The organism is Paraburkholderia sp. CNPSo 3281, from assembly GCF_024206515.1.
Lineage (GTDB): Bacteria > Pseudomonadota > Gammaproteobacteria > Burkholderiales > Burkholderiaceae > Paraburkholderia > Paraburkholderia nodosa.
In genome coordinates this window covers 1-15,592 of record NZ_JAMBPS010000059.1, presented here as the reverse complement: position 1 = coordinate 15,592, position 15,592 = coordinate 1, and the positions used below count along the sequence as shown (strand labels likewise).

Annotated in this window: 10 protein-coding genes and 1 pseudogene; 3 read left to right on the top strand and 8 right to left on the bottom strand. The window is 56.6% G+C overall.

From position 1 onward, the window contains the following. The 7 genes from M3I56_RS34185 to M3I56_RS34155 all read right to left on the bottom strand — a co-directional run bounded on the left by M3I56_RS34185 (position 1) and on the right by M3I56_RS34155 (position 7,731). On the bottom strand, positions 1-660 hold the full coding sequence (locus tag M3I56_RS34185; protein ID WP_254357759.1) for a hypothetical protein: 660 nt from the start codon (positions 658-660) through the stop codon (positions 1-3). Positions 661-983: 323 nt separating this feature from the next. Next, on the bottom strand, positions 984-1,517 hold the full coding sequence (locus M3I56_RS34180; RefSeq protein ID WP_254357758.1) for a hypothetical protein: 534 nt from the start codon (positions 1,515-1,517) through the stop codon (positions 984-986). A gap of 1,186 nt (positions 1,518-2,703) precedes the next feature. Next, positions 2,704-4,587: a nucleoside-diphosphate sugar epimerase/dehydratase gene (locus M3I56_RS34175; RefSeq protein ID WP_254357757.1), complete on the bottom strand. Its 1,884-nt coding sequence runs from the start codon at positions 4,585-4,587 to the stop codon at positions 2,704-2,706. Between the two features lie 11 nt (positions 4,588-4,598). Continuing rightward, a complete protein-coding gene (locus tag M3I56_RS34170) occupies positions 4,599-5,615 on the bottom strand; it encodes a glycosyltransferase family 4 protein (protein ID WP_254357756.1) in 1,017 nt (338 codons plus the stop codon). 23 nt (positions 5,616-5,638) lie between these two features. Next, complete coding sequence (locus M3I56_RS34165) at positions 5,639-6,595, bottom strand: NAD-dependent epimerase/dehydratase family protein (RefSeq protein WP_254357755.1); 957 nt, start codon at positions 6,593-6,595, stop codon at positions 5,639-5,641. Beyond that, on the bottom strand, positions 6,592-7,449 hold the full coding sequence (locus tag M3I56_RS34160) for a glycosyltransferase (RefSeq protein ID WP_375541840.1): 858 nt from the start codon (positions 7,447-7,449) through the stop codon (positions 6,592-6,594). The genes M3I56_RS34165 and M3I56_RS34160 overlap by 4 nt, the downstream gene beginning before the upstream one ends. Before the next feature lie 21 nt (positions 7,450-7,470). Then, positions 7,471-7,731 carry a hypothetical protein gene (locus tag M3I56_RS34155; protein WP_254357754.1) on the bottom strand — a complete coding sequence of 87 codons (261 nt, stop codon included), beginning with the start codon at positions 7,729-7,731 and terminating at the stop codon, positions 7,471-7,473. A 640-nt stretch (positions 7,732-8,371) separates the two neighbouring features. Between M3I56_RS34155 and M3I56_RS34150 the strand changes: the two genes are divergently transcribed. The 3 genes from M3I56_RS34150 to M3I56_RS34140 all read left to right on the top strand — a co-directional run bounded on the left by M3I56_RS34150 (position 8,372) and on the right by M3I56_RS34140 (position 14,750). Further along, the gene (locus M3I56_RS34150) at positions 8,372-9,310 is read left to right on the top strand and encodes a sulfotransferase family 2 domain-containing protein (protein ID WP_254357753.1); all 939 of its coding nucleotides are present in this window, start codon (positions 8,372-8,374) and stop codon (positions 9,308-9,310) included. Positions 9,311-10,003: 693 nt separating this feature from the next. After that, positions 10,004-11,611, top strand: coding sequence for a bifunctional 2-polyprenyl-6-hydroxyphenol methylase/3-demethylubiquinol 3-O-methyltransferase UbiG (locus M3I56_RS34145; protein WP_254357752.1), 1,608 nt, complete (start codon positions 10,004-10,006; stop codon positions 11,609-11,611). Further along, a complete protein-coding gene (locus tag M3I56_RS34140; protein ID WP_254357751.1) occupies positions 11,598-14,750 on the top strand; it encodes a glycosyltransferase in 3,153 nt (1,050 codons plus the stop codon). Before M3I56_RS34145 ends, M3I56_RS34140 begins: the two co-directional genes overlap by 14 nt. A 663-nt stretch (positions 14,751-15,413) precedes the next feature. Here the strand turns inward: M3I56_RS34140 and M3I56_RS34135 are convergent. Next, positions 15,414-15,592, bottom strand: a pseudogene (locus tag M3I56_RS34135) (IS256 family transposase); the annotation flags it as partial.

Sequence of the window (15,592 nt, the reverse complement as noted above, 5' to 3'; positions counted from 1 at the left end):
TTATTTGCAGCGATAGCTCTCGATATTCGGACTATTCCTGAACGGATCGGTCAACACGTCGGAATATGTTCCCATAAGTAGGCGCTTCTTCGGCAAAAGGTGATGCCGAAACATCTGACTGAAAGTCGCCAGTTCGTCGCCCTTCTTCGTCAATTTTACGCAACCGTTTTCAATGACGATTGTCCCTGATTGCTGCTGCTCCGTGAGACGAACTGCGACGAGCTGATCCTCTTTTACGTACTCCTTCGTAAAAACATCTTCGAAACTGTCGAGCTTGATACCGCCGCCCCGTTGCTGAAGCTTTTCGAGAATATAAAAAGAAAGCGACCGGTCAATGACCGTCGGGACCGAGATGGCAAAACCATAGCCCGCCAGCAGCCAAATCGCGACAAGCTGTGATTTTTCGAACTTGTTGAGTGCATCGAAATATCTCAACAGGAATATCACGGCGCCGGTCAGGAACGCCGCCAGCACACCGTCAGATATCGCAGCATAAAACACCACATTCACTTCGAAGACGGCAACGTGAACGTAGTAAATCGCGAAAAGGAAGACGACAAACAGGACGGTCGCCTGAATCGCACGCTTGAGTTTCGTAGAGGATGCGCCCCGAACGGCTTCGCGGTTCTTGCTGGTTCCCGCGCATTCAAAATTACTCACACACCACTCCGTTTATGAATTTAACTAAACCAAACAGGATCACACCTATCACTGCCGGATGAACGTCGTTCAAGCACCCATTTTCGGCTCACTCAATCATTCGCTCGAACAGAGTTTCGCCGGCGCCCTCACCTGCGCGCGAAGTCTGATCACCGGCTTGTGCGCCAACCAGCCCCAATGTCTCGCGCCGCATATCCGCACCGATGACGTCACACCGACTCCGACTGCGACTCGCCGAAGTCGATGACTCGGGCAATAGCGGACGAAAGCACGAATTCATTCAATGCCTAGTAGCGAATCGCATAAGCAAGCAGCTTTGCGGATCAATCGCAGCGAAGTAGCGAGGGTGCTCGCCTCCAATCGCCTGAAAAACGGGCAAATCGCGCGCTAATAACGGCACGCCTACCTTCAGCGCCTCGGCGATCCGCAAGCCGACTAGGCGCGGCGAAGATGTCTCGTGACCCGTGCTCGCGTTCTAGAGCGCCTGCAGCTCCGCTTCGCTGCACCGGCGCGTCTCGATCGGCAAGCGCTACCTGCGGCTCAACGGCCAAGACCTCGTCGCGATTCCGCTCCCGGAAATCGGTGCCCCGATGCGCCACGCCGATCGGCAGCGGCAGGTCGCGTCGTTCCGGTTGATCGTTCGCGAGCAGAGTCGACCCGTTGGCGACAACCTGTGAGAACCGGACGGTAATATTTGCATCACGCAGCATCTCGCAATACGATTCTTCGTGGAAAGTCGGTGCGGTACCGCGCGGCTGGATTCCACACGCGCAAATTCTCTTGCGGCAGGGGATCGCAGGGAATTCGGAGACCAACTCTTCCATCGTGCCCATGAACGCGCCCGAGAGCGTGATCATGACTTCGTGGCCACGTGCCTCAAGCGCGACGGCAGGCGCGAGTACACGGGAATAACGTCATACCACGGAGCTGCCTGCCCCTTAAGCAGCCTATAAGTCAATGACAAGACGCATGCTCTCATGCCAAGAAAGATCGATGAGCCGAATAGCTGCGGCATGGCTATGCGCACGCTTGAGACAGTATGTTAGCACGTGGTCGCGCGTAACAGCACGAAGGCACGATACGCCCCACTGACCTTGCTTGAGGGTCTTGAGGCCGCATGACTAGCAAGGTCTAAATTCGCCGATTGCCGCGGTATCGACTCCCCCGCCGAGTCGTCATATTTCCATGTGGACCTCGCCGGACAGGACGATGATTGTCGGCGCATCAAGCGCTGCGGTCGAATCGGACATGCCGGCATCGCTGCCGGCGCACAAGGCCGCAATCTTGGCGCGCGGCCTCGTCGTAGTGGCCGACGCACTTGTCCCACAGGAGGTTGTCCAATCGGCACGAAGGCGTGTAAATTCCCCTCTGGGTTGGTGCCCTTCGAGGCAATATAGAGATCGACGCAACGACAGCCCAGCTGTTTGAGCGGCTCGAAGGCGCCGTTGCGCGACGCGATGTGGTGACTTGTGCGCTGCTTTGGGTGAGCGCACGTAGCAGGCACTAACGCGTACGAGACAGCCGACGTGCGTCTTTCATCACCAATACCGACTACGTCGCGCTCGCTCGCTTCAGCCCGAGCCACATCGAGCTCGGGCGAAATGGCTGCCGTGCCGGTGAGAAAACCTTCTTTGTAAATACGCGCCGCCACACGGTGACGCGTCGAAGATTTTCCGTGCGCTCGGGCGGCTCGATAATACACGGCGCATTCTGAGCGAAAGGTCGTTCGTCGAAGTTTCTGCCGATACGCCGCTTGAGTTCTGAGAACAGCGTCACCCCAGGGCGCTATCTCGACGCACTCGTTGTGGTGAGATTCCATAATTCACGAGCATTGGATCAGCTCATCATGCACCTGTTCGACAGGATCTCGCGCAACGCAAGAAGAGCAATGCGGTCGAACATTGCGTCGACCGCATTGTTGACTATCTGTTGCGCGTCCGCGGGCTCGACTTCGACCGTGCCGATAGAAGTCGATTGAGTCGGCAAAACTTCCCGCGAAATAGCTAAGCCGCCCGCAACACCGCCGCCGTTTCGCCAATGTCCTCAGCCGGTGGCTCGAGACGGTGTCGCTCCCACACTTTGCAGATTCGGCGCACTCGATGGCTGGTATTCTGGGACCCAACGGCGCAAATCACGGCGTACCTCATCATCGCTTGGTACACGATGCTGCATGAGCCAAGGCAGCAATTCGTCCAGCAGATTCTCCGACACCTCTCGAGCACGCGCGATACGGAGCTTCGGATGCGGCGTGCGCGTCGTCGTTTCATCGTCGGCAAGCAATTCTTCGTACAGCTTCTCGCCTGGGCGCAACCCCGTGAAAGCAATGCGAATGTGCTCTTCGCTGAAGCCGTACAAGCGAATCAGATCACGCGCGAGGTCGACAATCCTAACCGGCTTGCCCATATCGAGAATGAATATCTCGCCGCCGCGACCCATGCTCGATGCCTGGAGCACGAGCTGCGAAGCCTCGGGAATCGTCATGAAGAAGCGCGTGATTTCTGGATGCGTAACCGTGACCGGGCCGCCCTTCGCGATCTGCTGCTGGAACTTAGGAATCACGCTGCCCGCGCTGCCCAGCACATTGCCGAAACGCACCGTCTCGAACTGCGTGCGCTCGCTCGTCTGCTGGAGGGCTTGGCACGTCATTTCCGCCAGGCGCTTGCTTGCACCCATTACATTTGTCGGATTGACAGCCTTGTCTGTCGAAATAAGGACGAAATGCCGCACTTGATGCTTAATTGCCGCACGCGCGACACGATACGTACCTAGCACGTTATTACGTATCGCCTGCCACGCGTTGAGCTCCTCCATCAGCGGAACGTGCTTGTACGCTGCGGCGTGGAACACGATGTGAGGCGTGTACCGCGACATGACCTGGTCGAGCAACAACGCATCCTTCGCATCGCCGATGACCGGCACCACAGAAAGATCAGGGAAACGCTCGCGGATTTCCTCCGTCAGCCGATACATCGCGTATTCGGACAAATCGAGCGCAACGAGTTGCGCGGGCGCGAAGCGCAGAATCTGGCGGCATAGCTCCGAGCCGATCGATCCGCCCGCCCCTGTGACCATGACCACCCGGCCGCTCAGAAGAGCCTCGACGTGCGGCGTATCGATGTTGACGGCGTCGCGACCAAGCAGGTCTTCAAGGTCGATGTTCCGCACCTGCGAGAGGAAACCCTGGCCTGGCAACAGTTCCGTCAGCGCCGGCAACATCAGCGCCTTCACACCCGCGCGTAGGCATTGCGACGCAACTTGCCGCTGCACCTCGGCCGATGCAGAGGGAATGGCGATGATGGCGAATTCGCTGCGCAACGTCTCGCCCCAGCGCGCAATCTCGCTTATCGGGCCCAGCACTTTGTAGCCGTAAATCTCGCGCCCTTGCTTGGCCGGATCGTCGTCAAGCAGGCCCACTAGACGCCACTCCGCCGAACGCGATAATTCTCGCGCGAGACTTGCGCCGGCCCCGCCCGCTCCCACTACGACGACGGGCTTGCCTTGCGCTACGAGGCCGCCATAGAGGTAAGACTCTTTCGCCGCTCGATAGAGCGCGCGCGCACCGCCCATGACGAAAAACAAGAGAAGCGGTGAGACGATCAGCACCGAGCGCGGAATGGTCGGCGATGGCTGCAACATGACTGAGCCGACCATCACGATCAGGGTCCCCGACATGATCGCCTTCGAGATGCGCATCAGATCGGGCAGGCTCGCGAAGACCCACATACCGCGATACAGGCCGAATATGCGGAACATGATGGCGTAGACCGGCAACACCCAAGCCAAGTTGTTCACGGCACCATGCCAGAATTCGGTCGGGACGGACGCGTTGAAGCGTAAGATATACGCCGCCAGCCATGCTGCGGCTACCGTGCCGACATCGAACAGAAAGGCGCTGAATGAGAGCCAAGAGGCTTTATTGCGCAGCATCAGCGTAGACCTCAGGATTGTCTGGTAAGGGACTGGAAACTGCGCCAGCGCACGTCAATTGCCGCACCCATCAGAAGAAGAGCGACAGCCCAACCCGCAACGATCCCCCATTGCAGGGCCGTAGAGAGACTCAAGGCCCAGAAAGCAACTATTATGCCGGCAAACATTACCAAATACCACACCAGTGCCGTTGCAGCATGACCGGTCCCAAGGCGAATCATGCGTTGATAGTAGTGTTCGCGGTGTGCTTGCCAAAATTTTTCGCCACGCAGCAGTCGCCGGATCAAGGTCACTGAAGCGTCGGCAATAAAGGGGGAGAACACGAGCGCCGGGAACCAAATCGGCCACGCTCCAGCACGCCAGCCCCAGTAGCCCATCGCGCCGGCGAGAAAGCCTGTGGGGATCGAACCGGCGTCGCCGAGAAAAATCTTTGCTGGATGGAAGTTGAAAAGCAGAAAACCGCATGCTGTACCAGCGACGGCGGCACCAGCCCAAGCCAGCTCACGCATTGGTATTGGCCCGAAAAGCGCCGCGACTGCGTACGCACCGAATCCAAACAGCGCCATGCCGCCGGCGAGGCCGTCCGAACCGTCCATGAAATTGTAGAGATTGATCAGCCACAACATCAAAAACGCCAAACCCGCAAGGAACCACCAAGGGATTGAGGCGGGATATACGACGATCAACGCCAGTACGGCCACGAAATGCGCCGCAAAGCGCACGCGCGCAGGCAAGCCGCGGCGATCGTCAATCTGCGAAACTGCGGCAAGGAAAACTGCGCCAAGGACCATCAGCCACAGCGAGGGTGCAAGTAGCAGGATAGCGGCGACCGCCACGGGAATCATGCCCCAACCGCCCACGCGCGGCGTCGGCCGCTCGTGCAAAGAACGCTCGTTCGGCACATCCGTAGCAAGACGCCACGCGAGCCCGCTCTTGAGCAGCGCGCCCAACACCGCCGCACAAAGCGCTGCGCAAATCACTGCGACCGCGGCAGCACACAGAGGTATCGATATCGATGCCAGCAACATCGGCTTCAGAGTTCTCCTAAAATTTAATGCGTGGCGCAATACCAGCGCGCCGTCGCAGTCAGTCCTTCGTCCAGTGTAAATGGGCCCTTCCAGCCGAGCGTCTCGCGAATACGCGAGTCATCGACTCTGAGGCTCTGCGTAAGGCGCCCTAATTCAGCTGAACGCCCAATGAGCGCGCCGCCCGCGCGCAACAGGGAAACCGGAACTGGGAAAAGACGCGCCGGGCGTTCCAGATGGTGACCCAATGCGCGCAGCAGCCCGGCCACCGACAGGTCCTCACCATCTCGAACATAAAAGCACGCGTTCGCTGCGCGTGCATCAGTGGCACAACGCATGAGCGAATCCGCGAGGTTTTCCACGTAGACGATACTGCGAGACGCGTCCACTGCGCCGAGAGGCAGCGGCAGACGCCGCCACAACGCGTTCATCATCTGCAGGAAGTTTGCGCCGACGTCCGGTCCATACACGAGTGGCGGACGCACGATCACGATTTCGAGACCGCTCTGTGCGCCATATTGCCAGAGCGCCTCCTCCGCCAGCAGCTTCGAACGCCCATAGGCATCATCAGGGGTCGCCTGCATGGACTCAGTGAGCGGCACGCCGCTATCGAACTCGGCCGCCGCCTTCACGCTGCTCACGAATACCATCCGCCGCGCGCCACGTTCGCAGGCCGCACGAGCCACCCTCATTGCACCTTCGACGTTGGTGGCACGAAAGGCCGCAAGGGGATCTGCCGCCGTGTCGTTCATCACATGCACGCGCGCCGCAAGATGCACAACGCAATCGGGAATTAGATCGCGCGGCCATGCCTCGGCCAGCCCGGCAAAATCGGCCTCGGCATGGCACCACTCGCGCGTAGCGCCGGCGGACGTGCCCGCGCGTCGTACGAGCGCCGTCACGTCGTGTCCGTTAGCCGCCATGACCCGGCACGCCGAGCGGCCGACAAAGCCATTCGCACCGGTAACCAGGATGTTGCTCAAAGCCACTTCCATCCGAAACGGTTGAAGAACCTGAAAGCCGACGCAGCGAACATGCGAATGTGCGCCGCACCCTTCCGCGATGCTCCGCCTCCGTGATGGAGCACGCGCACCGCCGGCACATACACGACGCGCGTGACATCATGCGCTCGCAGGCTCAAATCATAGTCCTCGAAGTACAGGAAGTAACGAGGGTCGAATCCCGAGAGCCTTTTTAGCACGTCGGATCTGAACAGCATGAAGCATCCGCTCACGATCGGCGGATCCCAGAGCATGTCACGCACGTTGATCTGGTTGCGCATTTCGTAGCGCGCAAGGCGGCGCGCAAGCAGGCGCCGCATCGACGTCGGCAAGAAGCCGCGCGCGAGCAGGTCAATCAGCGTCGGATATTGACGGCAGAGGTACTGCAGTTCGCCTGCGTCGTCGAAGATGGCGGGCGTTAGCAGTCCCACTTCCGGGTGCGCATCCAAGAATTCAACAGCTTGCGCCAGCGCATCCGGATGCATGTCGATATCGGGATTCAGAACCAGGTGAAAGCGGCCCAGTGGCTGCGCAAGGGCGAGGTTGTGGCCACGCCCGTAACCCACGTTGCCGTGGCCGTCGATCAGCGTGTGGCTGACGCCGGCACGTGAAAGCGCGGCGAGACTTTCGGCCATGTCCGGTAAGCCGCCGTTGTTGATTAGGTAAAGATGGATTGTTCCTTCATTGCCCGAGCGCCTCAGCGCGGCACCGGCCTCAGCGAGGCTCGTCAGCGTGCGCGCCAGCAGTGCCCGGTCGGGCCGGAATACGACCACCGATGTGGATACTTCGAAGTGGTCTCCGCTCGATACGGGAATCATTATCGTCAGTTCGCGCAACTTGGCGCTGGGCGCGCCAACTCAAAAGAGGGCCGAAAAAGCAGTTATTTTGACGAATTTTGGCGATTCAAGCAATCCGCCTTTCTGTTTATTACACAAATTGCAACAATCTGGCGCCAACTTCGGCGCCCCAGTACATTCCACCTTTTTTGCATTGCCCTCAATGCGCAATGCATCACCGGCATTGCGTAGGATCACCTTGTTGCGATTTATCACGTTGACGTTACCTTGGAAGGCTGCGACAACTAAAATATCTCCAGATAAATTGGAGGAACTTTGCATAGGGCAACGAGGAATGGATTCGGAAACGTTAGCAGACGTTGCACTCCAACACACCGGTCTCCGGTGCACGCGCTATCGTGGCCGACCACAAAGTTTCGAGTTTTGCGAAACAATGCGTTATCGGAGACTCGTGAGGACTAGGCGACAAAGCGCTGCGGTCTGTGACCTTGCGGCTAACTCCCACATCGCGCTGGGCGCAAACCGCCAGCATGGATCAACTCGTGCAGCAGATCACCGATTATAGTTACGTGCGCTCCCCGCCTGCATTGTTCCAGCATGAGTTCGTGGGCTGTTGCACTAGAAATGACTCTCGAAGGAGATTGCGTGGCCTACGCCAGCATATCGGCTTTTGCCATTAAAGGCGAATAGAGTGCTCGAAAATTTAAACTTCTGAATGATTTATCACAGAAACCCGATATTCGCACAGACTTTCAACTGCATCCACACTACAAAAAATAATTCTCGGGCACCACGCCTCAAACCTCAAGCATAAATTGGATTCCGTAACCACACAGCTCCTTTCGGCAAAATGTATTCCATCGCAATCATCATCCAATACATGTAACGTCACTGGTCCGACGGAAAATTAATCAGCAACTTGTATATCCGAAACACTCCACTCCAATCTTCAGAAAAAAACATGAAAGCCAGCTGCAACTTCATTGCTTCCATCTTCAAACCAAGACCATTGGCGAAACATGAATTCAGCGGCGCTGCTCGCGACTCTCGGAAAATGCTCGCAATGATGCATATCCCGAAGACAGCGGGAACGTCAGTCATGCATGACATCTCCGCATCGCTCAAACCCGCCGTAGATGTCAGGGGCTTCGACCGCACGCTGTTCGGTGCATTCAACGGTTACTCAAGCATCAGCGAACGAACGAATGTGGTCTATCAGGAACCAGCCGACATGCCAGCCAATGCGAATCTGGTCATGGGCCACTTCTCGCACCATACTCTAAAAACTCGCTATCCTGACGCCCAATACATAACCTTCTTGCGGGAGCCGCTTGTCCGTGTGCTGTCACTTTGGGTGTTCTGGCGATGCCAAAGAGACGAAGACCTTACGGGATGGGGACAATGGGCAGAGTTCGTAAGGCTATCGCGCTTGAGCCTGAAGGAATTTCTATCGGATACACGCATCGCGTGCCAAACCGACAACATGACCGTTCGGATGCTGCTTTGGCCAGGTAGCGGCATCCCTGCCGATCAATTCATCGATGGTCGAATGGATGACAACCTGCTTGCACACGCATTCGAACGCCTTGATGGATTCTCCTATTCTGACATCATCGAGAATCCATCCTTTGGCCAGCGACTGAAAAATTGGCTTGAGATCGACATGCCCTCGAGCCGTCTGAATGAAACAGCTAAAGTGCCCAAGCATCTCCGGCTCGCACTGGAACAGGAACTAAATAGCGAAACTCTTGAACTGCTGCAACAGCGATCGAGACTCGACGTCCGGTTGTGGTCAGCACTGGCCGCGCGTCGCTTGACCAAATGCAATATTGAAACACTTAGGCTCCAGATCATTCTCGGTGGAATTGCCCGGTACAGCCGCCTGCTCAACGCGGACTGAAAGGATTCGGCAAACAGACTATCGTACGATCGGGCGCATAGACAGCAGTGCAGACTGGCGATGCTGGCGAACGACAGATTCGCATGATACAAGTAATGAATGCGGCGCCGGGCGCAGCGAGATGCGCGGTGCTGATGTGGCCCTAGCCCGGAGGTGTCCAGCTAGACCAATCGCAAGCTGATCACGCGAGCATTTGACTAGACCGTCACGCTCGGTGCCCCTTGACGCCATATGAGTTGCTTCCAAACTGGGTTAAAATTTAAGGTGCGCGACCATCGCTGGCGAGTCCTTTGGCTTTCGCTGGCGACGGCATCCTCGTCACCGAACGCCTGGTGGCGCATAAAACCCCAGCCCATCGGTTACTCGGTGAAGTGTCTCTATCCGAGATTTTCGGCCCCACGTGACCCCAGCGTAAGCAGCGACATGCGGCGGATTCCACGCTGTGACGGAAACTTGCCGACGCAGTACTTGCACGTCTCGAATGGTGCCCACGCCCTCAAATCCATGCACTTCACGGGGGCGACCGTACAGGTCACCCAATGCACCGTACCGAGGTCACCCAATTCGGAAGAAATTAAAGCGCCGCGACATGAAATGCTACACGATTCAAGTTCGACCATACCAGCTTAGTCGTCTAGCTGGCCTCGACGAACCCAACGCCTGAACACCCACACTCTTAGAGTTCAGAATTACATGGATGATCGTCAAAATTCAGGACCCGACGGGTTCTACCGCTCTTTTGAAGAACGCTACCGAGGTTCGCGGGAACTCATTAAAAGCCGACTTTCAGTCTACCTTCCATTTATCCGCCCATTACGATCGGTTTACCCTGACGCGGGCGCCGTTGATCTCGGATGCGGTCGTGGTGAGTGGCTCGAGATTTTGAATCAGGCTGGCGTGCAGACCGTAGGCGTCGATCTCGATCAGGGCATGCTCACTGCGTGCCACGAATTGGGATTGACCGTCGAGCACGGCGATGCCCTTGCCTACCTGTCCGGGCTTCCTGACGAAAGCCAAGTCGTCGTTTCCGCCTTCCACGTCGTCGAGCATATTTCCTTTGATCAGTTGCAGACCCTCGTACGGGAAGCCTTGCGAGTGCTCAAACCCGGCGGTTTGCTGATCATGGAAACACCCAATCCGGAAAACATCGTTGTTGCAACTCGCAATTTCTATCTGGACCCAACGCATCAACGCCCCATCCCTCCGGATTTGCTGGCCTTCGTGCCGGACTACTATCGATTCGCCCGCACCAAGACGCTTCGCTTGCAGGAGTCGCCCGAACTCGCGACGTCCAAAAACATCTCTCTTCAGGATGTACTTTCCGGCGCGAGCCCAGACTATGCAATCGTCGCACAAAAGCGAGCGGCGGATGATGTGCTGGCCCTGCTCGATTCATGCTTTTCCCAAGAGTATGGGCTAACACTGGAGAGTCTTGCTGCTCGTTACGACGGCCGAATCGACCAGCGCATCGCTACAGTTGAGTCCGCTGCGAAGTTAGCAGAGTCACGCGCGCTACTTGCCGAGTCGCGCGCACAGCTAGCCGAGTCGCGTGCACAACAGGCTGAACTGCGCGAACAAGAAGCACAGTCCCGTGCAAAACTAGCCGAGTCGCGCGAAGGAGAAGCGGAATCTCGGGCACAACTGGCCGAGTTGCGCGAAGGAGAAGCGGAATCTCGGGCACAACTGGCCGAGTTGCGCGAAGGAGAAGCGGAATCTCGGGCACAACTGGCCGAATTGGGCAAGCGCGAAGCGGAAACCCGTGCGAAACGGACCGAATCGCGTATACCAGAACTGGAATTCCAGGCAAAACTGGCCGAGTCACGCGCGTATGCTGCGGCTCATCGCGCCGAGCAGGCCGAATCCCGCGCACAACAAGTGGAGGCTATCCGCGTACAACACGTCGAGGCCATCTACGGCAGCACTTCATGGCGCATCACTGCGCCATTGCGTGCCGTCAGCCGAAGCATCGGAATACCGCGAATGCGTGCGGTTCTTCGCGATCCAATGTGGCATGCCGTTCTTTATGTCGCTCGCCGACCGAAGCTCAAGCGGTTCGGCATGCGCATTCTTCCGATCCCCGGTCTGTTGGCTCGCCTACAACAAATTAGGTCAGAACAGCTGTTGTCTGAAAATCCGCCTGCAGAAGTGCCTGTCGCCTCGCTCCATAACACTGCACAGGCGGTGAAAATCGATGAAATTAGACACAGACTATCGATTGAAAATCAGGAATCGGAAATTTCGAACGACGAAATCTTGCGCAGAATTAGAACCGAACTTGAGCATAAAAATGCAAAACAGTAACTACGAAGCCCAGGATTCGATACATGAAATCGAGTTCGAACTCCGGGGGAAAAAGATTGCTGTGTTGGCAGCAGTTTCCGCCAGCGGAGAGCAAGGCGGCGCGGAGCGATTTTACACCGGGGTAGCCCAAGGATTCCGCGACCTCGGTTGCGACGCCGATCTGATCGAAATCCGGGCTGACGAGTCGACTTTTGATCAAATCATCAATAATTATCAGCATTGCAAGGAACTCGACCTGTCGAAATACGACATGGTGGTCTCGACAAAAGTCCCAACATATGCCGCACGACACCCGCGACATGTGCTGTTTCTGGTACACACAGTACGAGTCTTCGACGACATGTTTTCGTCCGAGATACCCCACCCGACTTACGAGACTTATGTCCAGCGTGCGCGCATACATCACCTCGATTACGAGGCGATCGGCGGCCTGAAAGCACGGTTCGCAATTGGACATGAGGTAGCGAAGCGCTTGTATCGGTGGCGGGGAATCGAGGCCGAGCCGCTGCACCCCCCGCTGGGATTCACTGGCTTCCGAAGAGGTGAAGCCAGTGACTACTTCTTCCTTCCTGGGCGGTTGCACACATGGAAACGAGTGGACCTGATCATCAAAGCGATCCGCCAATCCAAGTTGAATTTGAAGTTTTTGATCGCTGGCACGGGCAGTGCCGAAAGCGATCTCAAGCAATTGGCCGGCAATGATCCCAGAATCAAGTTCCTTGGCAGAATCAGCGATGAGCAACTGGTCGAACTGTACGCTGGTGCGCTCGCGGTTCCGTTTGTGCCGGTTCGCGAAGATTATGGTTACATCACCCTCGAGGCTTTCGCGAGCGGTAAGCCTGTCGTCACCTGCACGGACTCTGGCGAGCCGACATATTTCGTGCGAAATCTAGAAACGGGCCTGATTGCGCAACCCAATTCAGAAAGTCTTTGCAAAGCACTTGAATGGATGTATCAAAATCGCGAGCAAACCGCCGAGATGGGCTTGAACGGAATGCGTCTGGTCGAAAAGATGTCGTGGAAGAAAACGGCCGCAGCACTCGCGGCGGCCGGCTTCGCCCCGCCGCAGGAACGCGCAAGGAACAAATCTAGAGTCATCGTTCTCGACATGCAGCCAATCGACCCACCCATCGGTGGCGGGCGCCTACGCTTGCTGGGTCTCTACCACAATCTTGGCGAAAATATCGAGTGCCGATACGTTGGCACATACGACTGGCCAGGTGAACCTTACCGGGCACACACGCTGAGCCCGGGACTTTTTGAGATCGACGTTCCCCTGTCCAACGAGCATCACGCCGCTGCGGCAGCCCTGAGCGGACAGGCAAATGGCAAGGTTGTAATCGACGTTGCATTCAGCAGCCAAGGTCGACTTTCTCCTGATTATCTTGCGACGGCACGTCAGGAGATAGCAAATGCCGACGTGGTGATCTTTTCGCATCCATGGATCTTCCCTCTTGTTCGCGACTACATCCGCCCGAACCAAATTGTTATCTATGATTCGCAGAACGTAGAAGGTTATCTGCGGGCGCAGCTCCTCGATGAGTCGAACCCGGTGGAGGCCAAGCTGCTACGACAAGTCGCGCAGGATGAATATGACGTGGGCCGGCGAGCAGACTGGATTCTCGCCTGCTCTCACGAAGATCTGCTCCGTTTCAATCGAATATATGGCTTTTCGCCCGCTCGCATGCGAGTCGTTCCTAATGGCGTCATGGCCTATTCCGGCGAAGGCTCGCTCGATAAGCACGAGGCCAGGAGACGACTTGGACTGGGCGACGACGCGTTCGTCGCAATCTTCATCGGCAGCAGTTACGGGCCAAATGTCGAAGCCGGACACTTCATCGCGGAGGAGCTCGCTCCCGCCAAACCGAACGTGACTTTCGTCATCGCCGGCGGCGTCGGCACAACGATAGAAGGCACTGGCAAAAATGTCATCGTCACTGGTTTTTTGAACGAAGCCCAGAAGCTTGCTTGGCTCACGGCCTCAGATATCGCAATAAACCCGATGCTTTCGGGCTCCGGCACAAATATCAAGATGTTCGATTTCATGGCATCGAGCCTGCCGGTCGTCACGACTGCGGTGGGCGCACGGGGCATCGAAACCGGTGGGCGAAAGGTCATGATTATTGCGGAGCCCGTTGTCGAGTCGTTTGGCGTTGCAATTGATGGACTCAACAACAAATTGACGCGAGAACGTCTTGCTCGGGAAGCTAGGCGATGTGTCGAAGACGGCTACGCTTGGGAACGCATTTCCAACCAGCTTGGGGTATTCATCGAGTCACGTCAGCGAATGGCGGGCCAACCTCGTCCCAAATTTTCGGTTGTTATCCCGACGTACGAGCGTCATCATCAATTGAAAATTCTGATTGCATGTCTGCAATCTCAAATCGAACGCGACTTCGAAGTGATCGTGGTGGATCAGTCGGCAGAACGCTGGCTGAGCGCCGACGAATCATTTGGCTACCCGATGACTTACTACCATAGTCCCGTAAAGGGCGCGGTTCGCGCGCGCAATACCGGAGCGATGCTGGCACAGGGCGAGATCATTGCATTCGTCGATGACGATTGCCAACCCAGGGAGGACTGGCTCCTCAATGCCCGCCCCTACTTCTCGGAGCCCGACGTAGTCGGGATTGAAGGCCGAATCGAATCCGACCATCTCGACGACCCAGAATGGCGCCCGGTGAGCAATGTCGGATTCGAAGGAATTGGCTTCATGACTGCCAATCTGTTCGTAAAATCGGCGGTATTCCAGTATCTGGGAGGATTCGACCTCCAGTTCGATCACCCGCACTTCAGGGAGGATACGGATATAGGTTGGCGAATGCTGCATCAAGGGGCCGTTCCATACGGACACAATATCGTCGTATTCCATCCAGCCCAACCAAGATCGTTGGATAGGGAATCTCACGCCGCACGTGCACATTTCTTTGAGAAAGATGCATTGCTGTACAAGAAGCATCCGGAGCGATATCAGATGCTTTACGATATCGAGAAACACTATGAGGCGACGCCTGGCTTCAGGGAACACCTGATCCGCGGATTTCATGAATATTCCGTCCCAATACCGGACTGGATCATGGACACGTTGTTCGCTCACTTGACGGACGATTCAGGGTGCAGCACATCAAGGCCACGCTGATTTGGCGCGGACGGCGGCCTCCATTTGCGGAGATCGCCGTTTGCCGTTCACGTGGCCCCGCTCCCTGCGAACCGGGCGCGGTGTCATATTCCGTCCAATGGCGGGCGCCTGGGCATGGCCACCGACGTCGATCCGGCTGAGAGTGAACTGAGGTTCGACGATTTGGTTGCACAATGTCCCTTCAATGTTTTTGTCGTAGTGCAACAAATCGGCTAGGGCCGTCTGAGGGGTATTTGTCTGTTGTGGATTACTTCACCAAGCAACGAACGCAACGAGTTACATGATGGACTGCAGCTTGGGCGGCGCGAAACAAGTTGATTGGAGCCGTGAATCTTGGACTCCCGTTTTAGCTGATACCTTCCTTAGCAAATTCCATATGGGTCAGCCGGCCGAAAAGCGTGCATTGATGCGCCGGACATAGTGGAATGAGCTCACCCACAGTGCTGTATCGAAGATACCTCACAAGTTGAACACTTCGAGTAGTTGCCGATCTTTTGAAGATCAACCAGTGCGGTTTTCATCTCGGAACATGGTTTCCGGATAGATCTTTATAACCCACGAAGGCATCAAAGCAAGATGTTGTAGAGGTCGGACTGGAAGTGTCTGAATTTTTGTGTGCAAGGCAGATAAAAACCTGCCGTCTGGCAGGTCATCAATTGCATTCTACAAATGATTCCTGGTGAAGCGATCCTCGTAGAGGATCGCGAACTGGTTCATCGCGGCTTTCCAGTCATGTGCGGCACGGCTCCAGTCAGCCGTGATATTGCGCAAGGCCAGCCACAGCAGTTTGGTCGCGGCCTCGTCCGTGGGGAAGTGCCCACGCGTCTTGACGATCTTGCGTA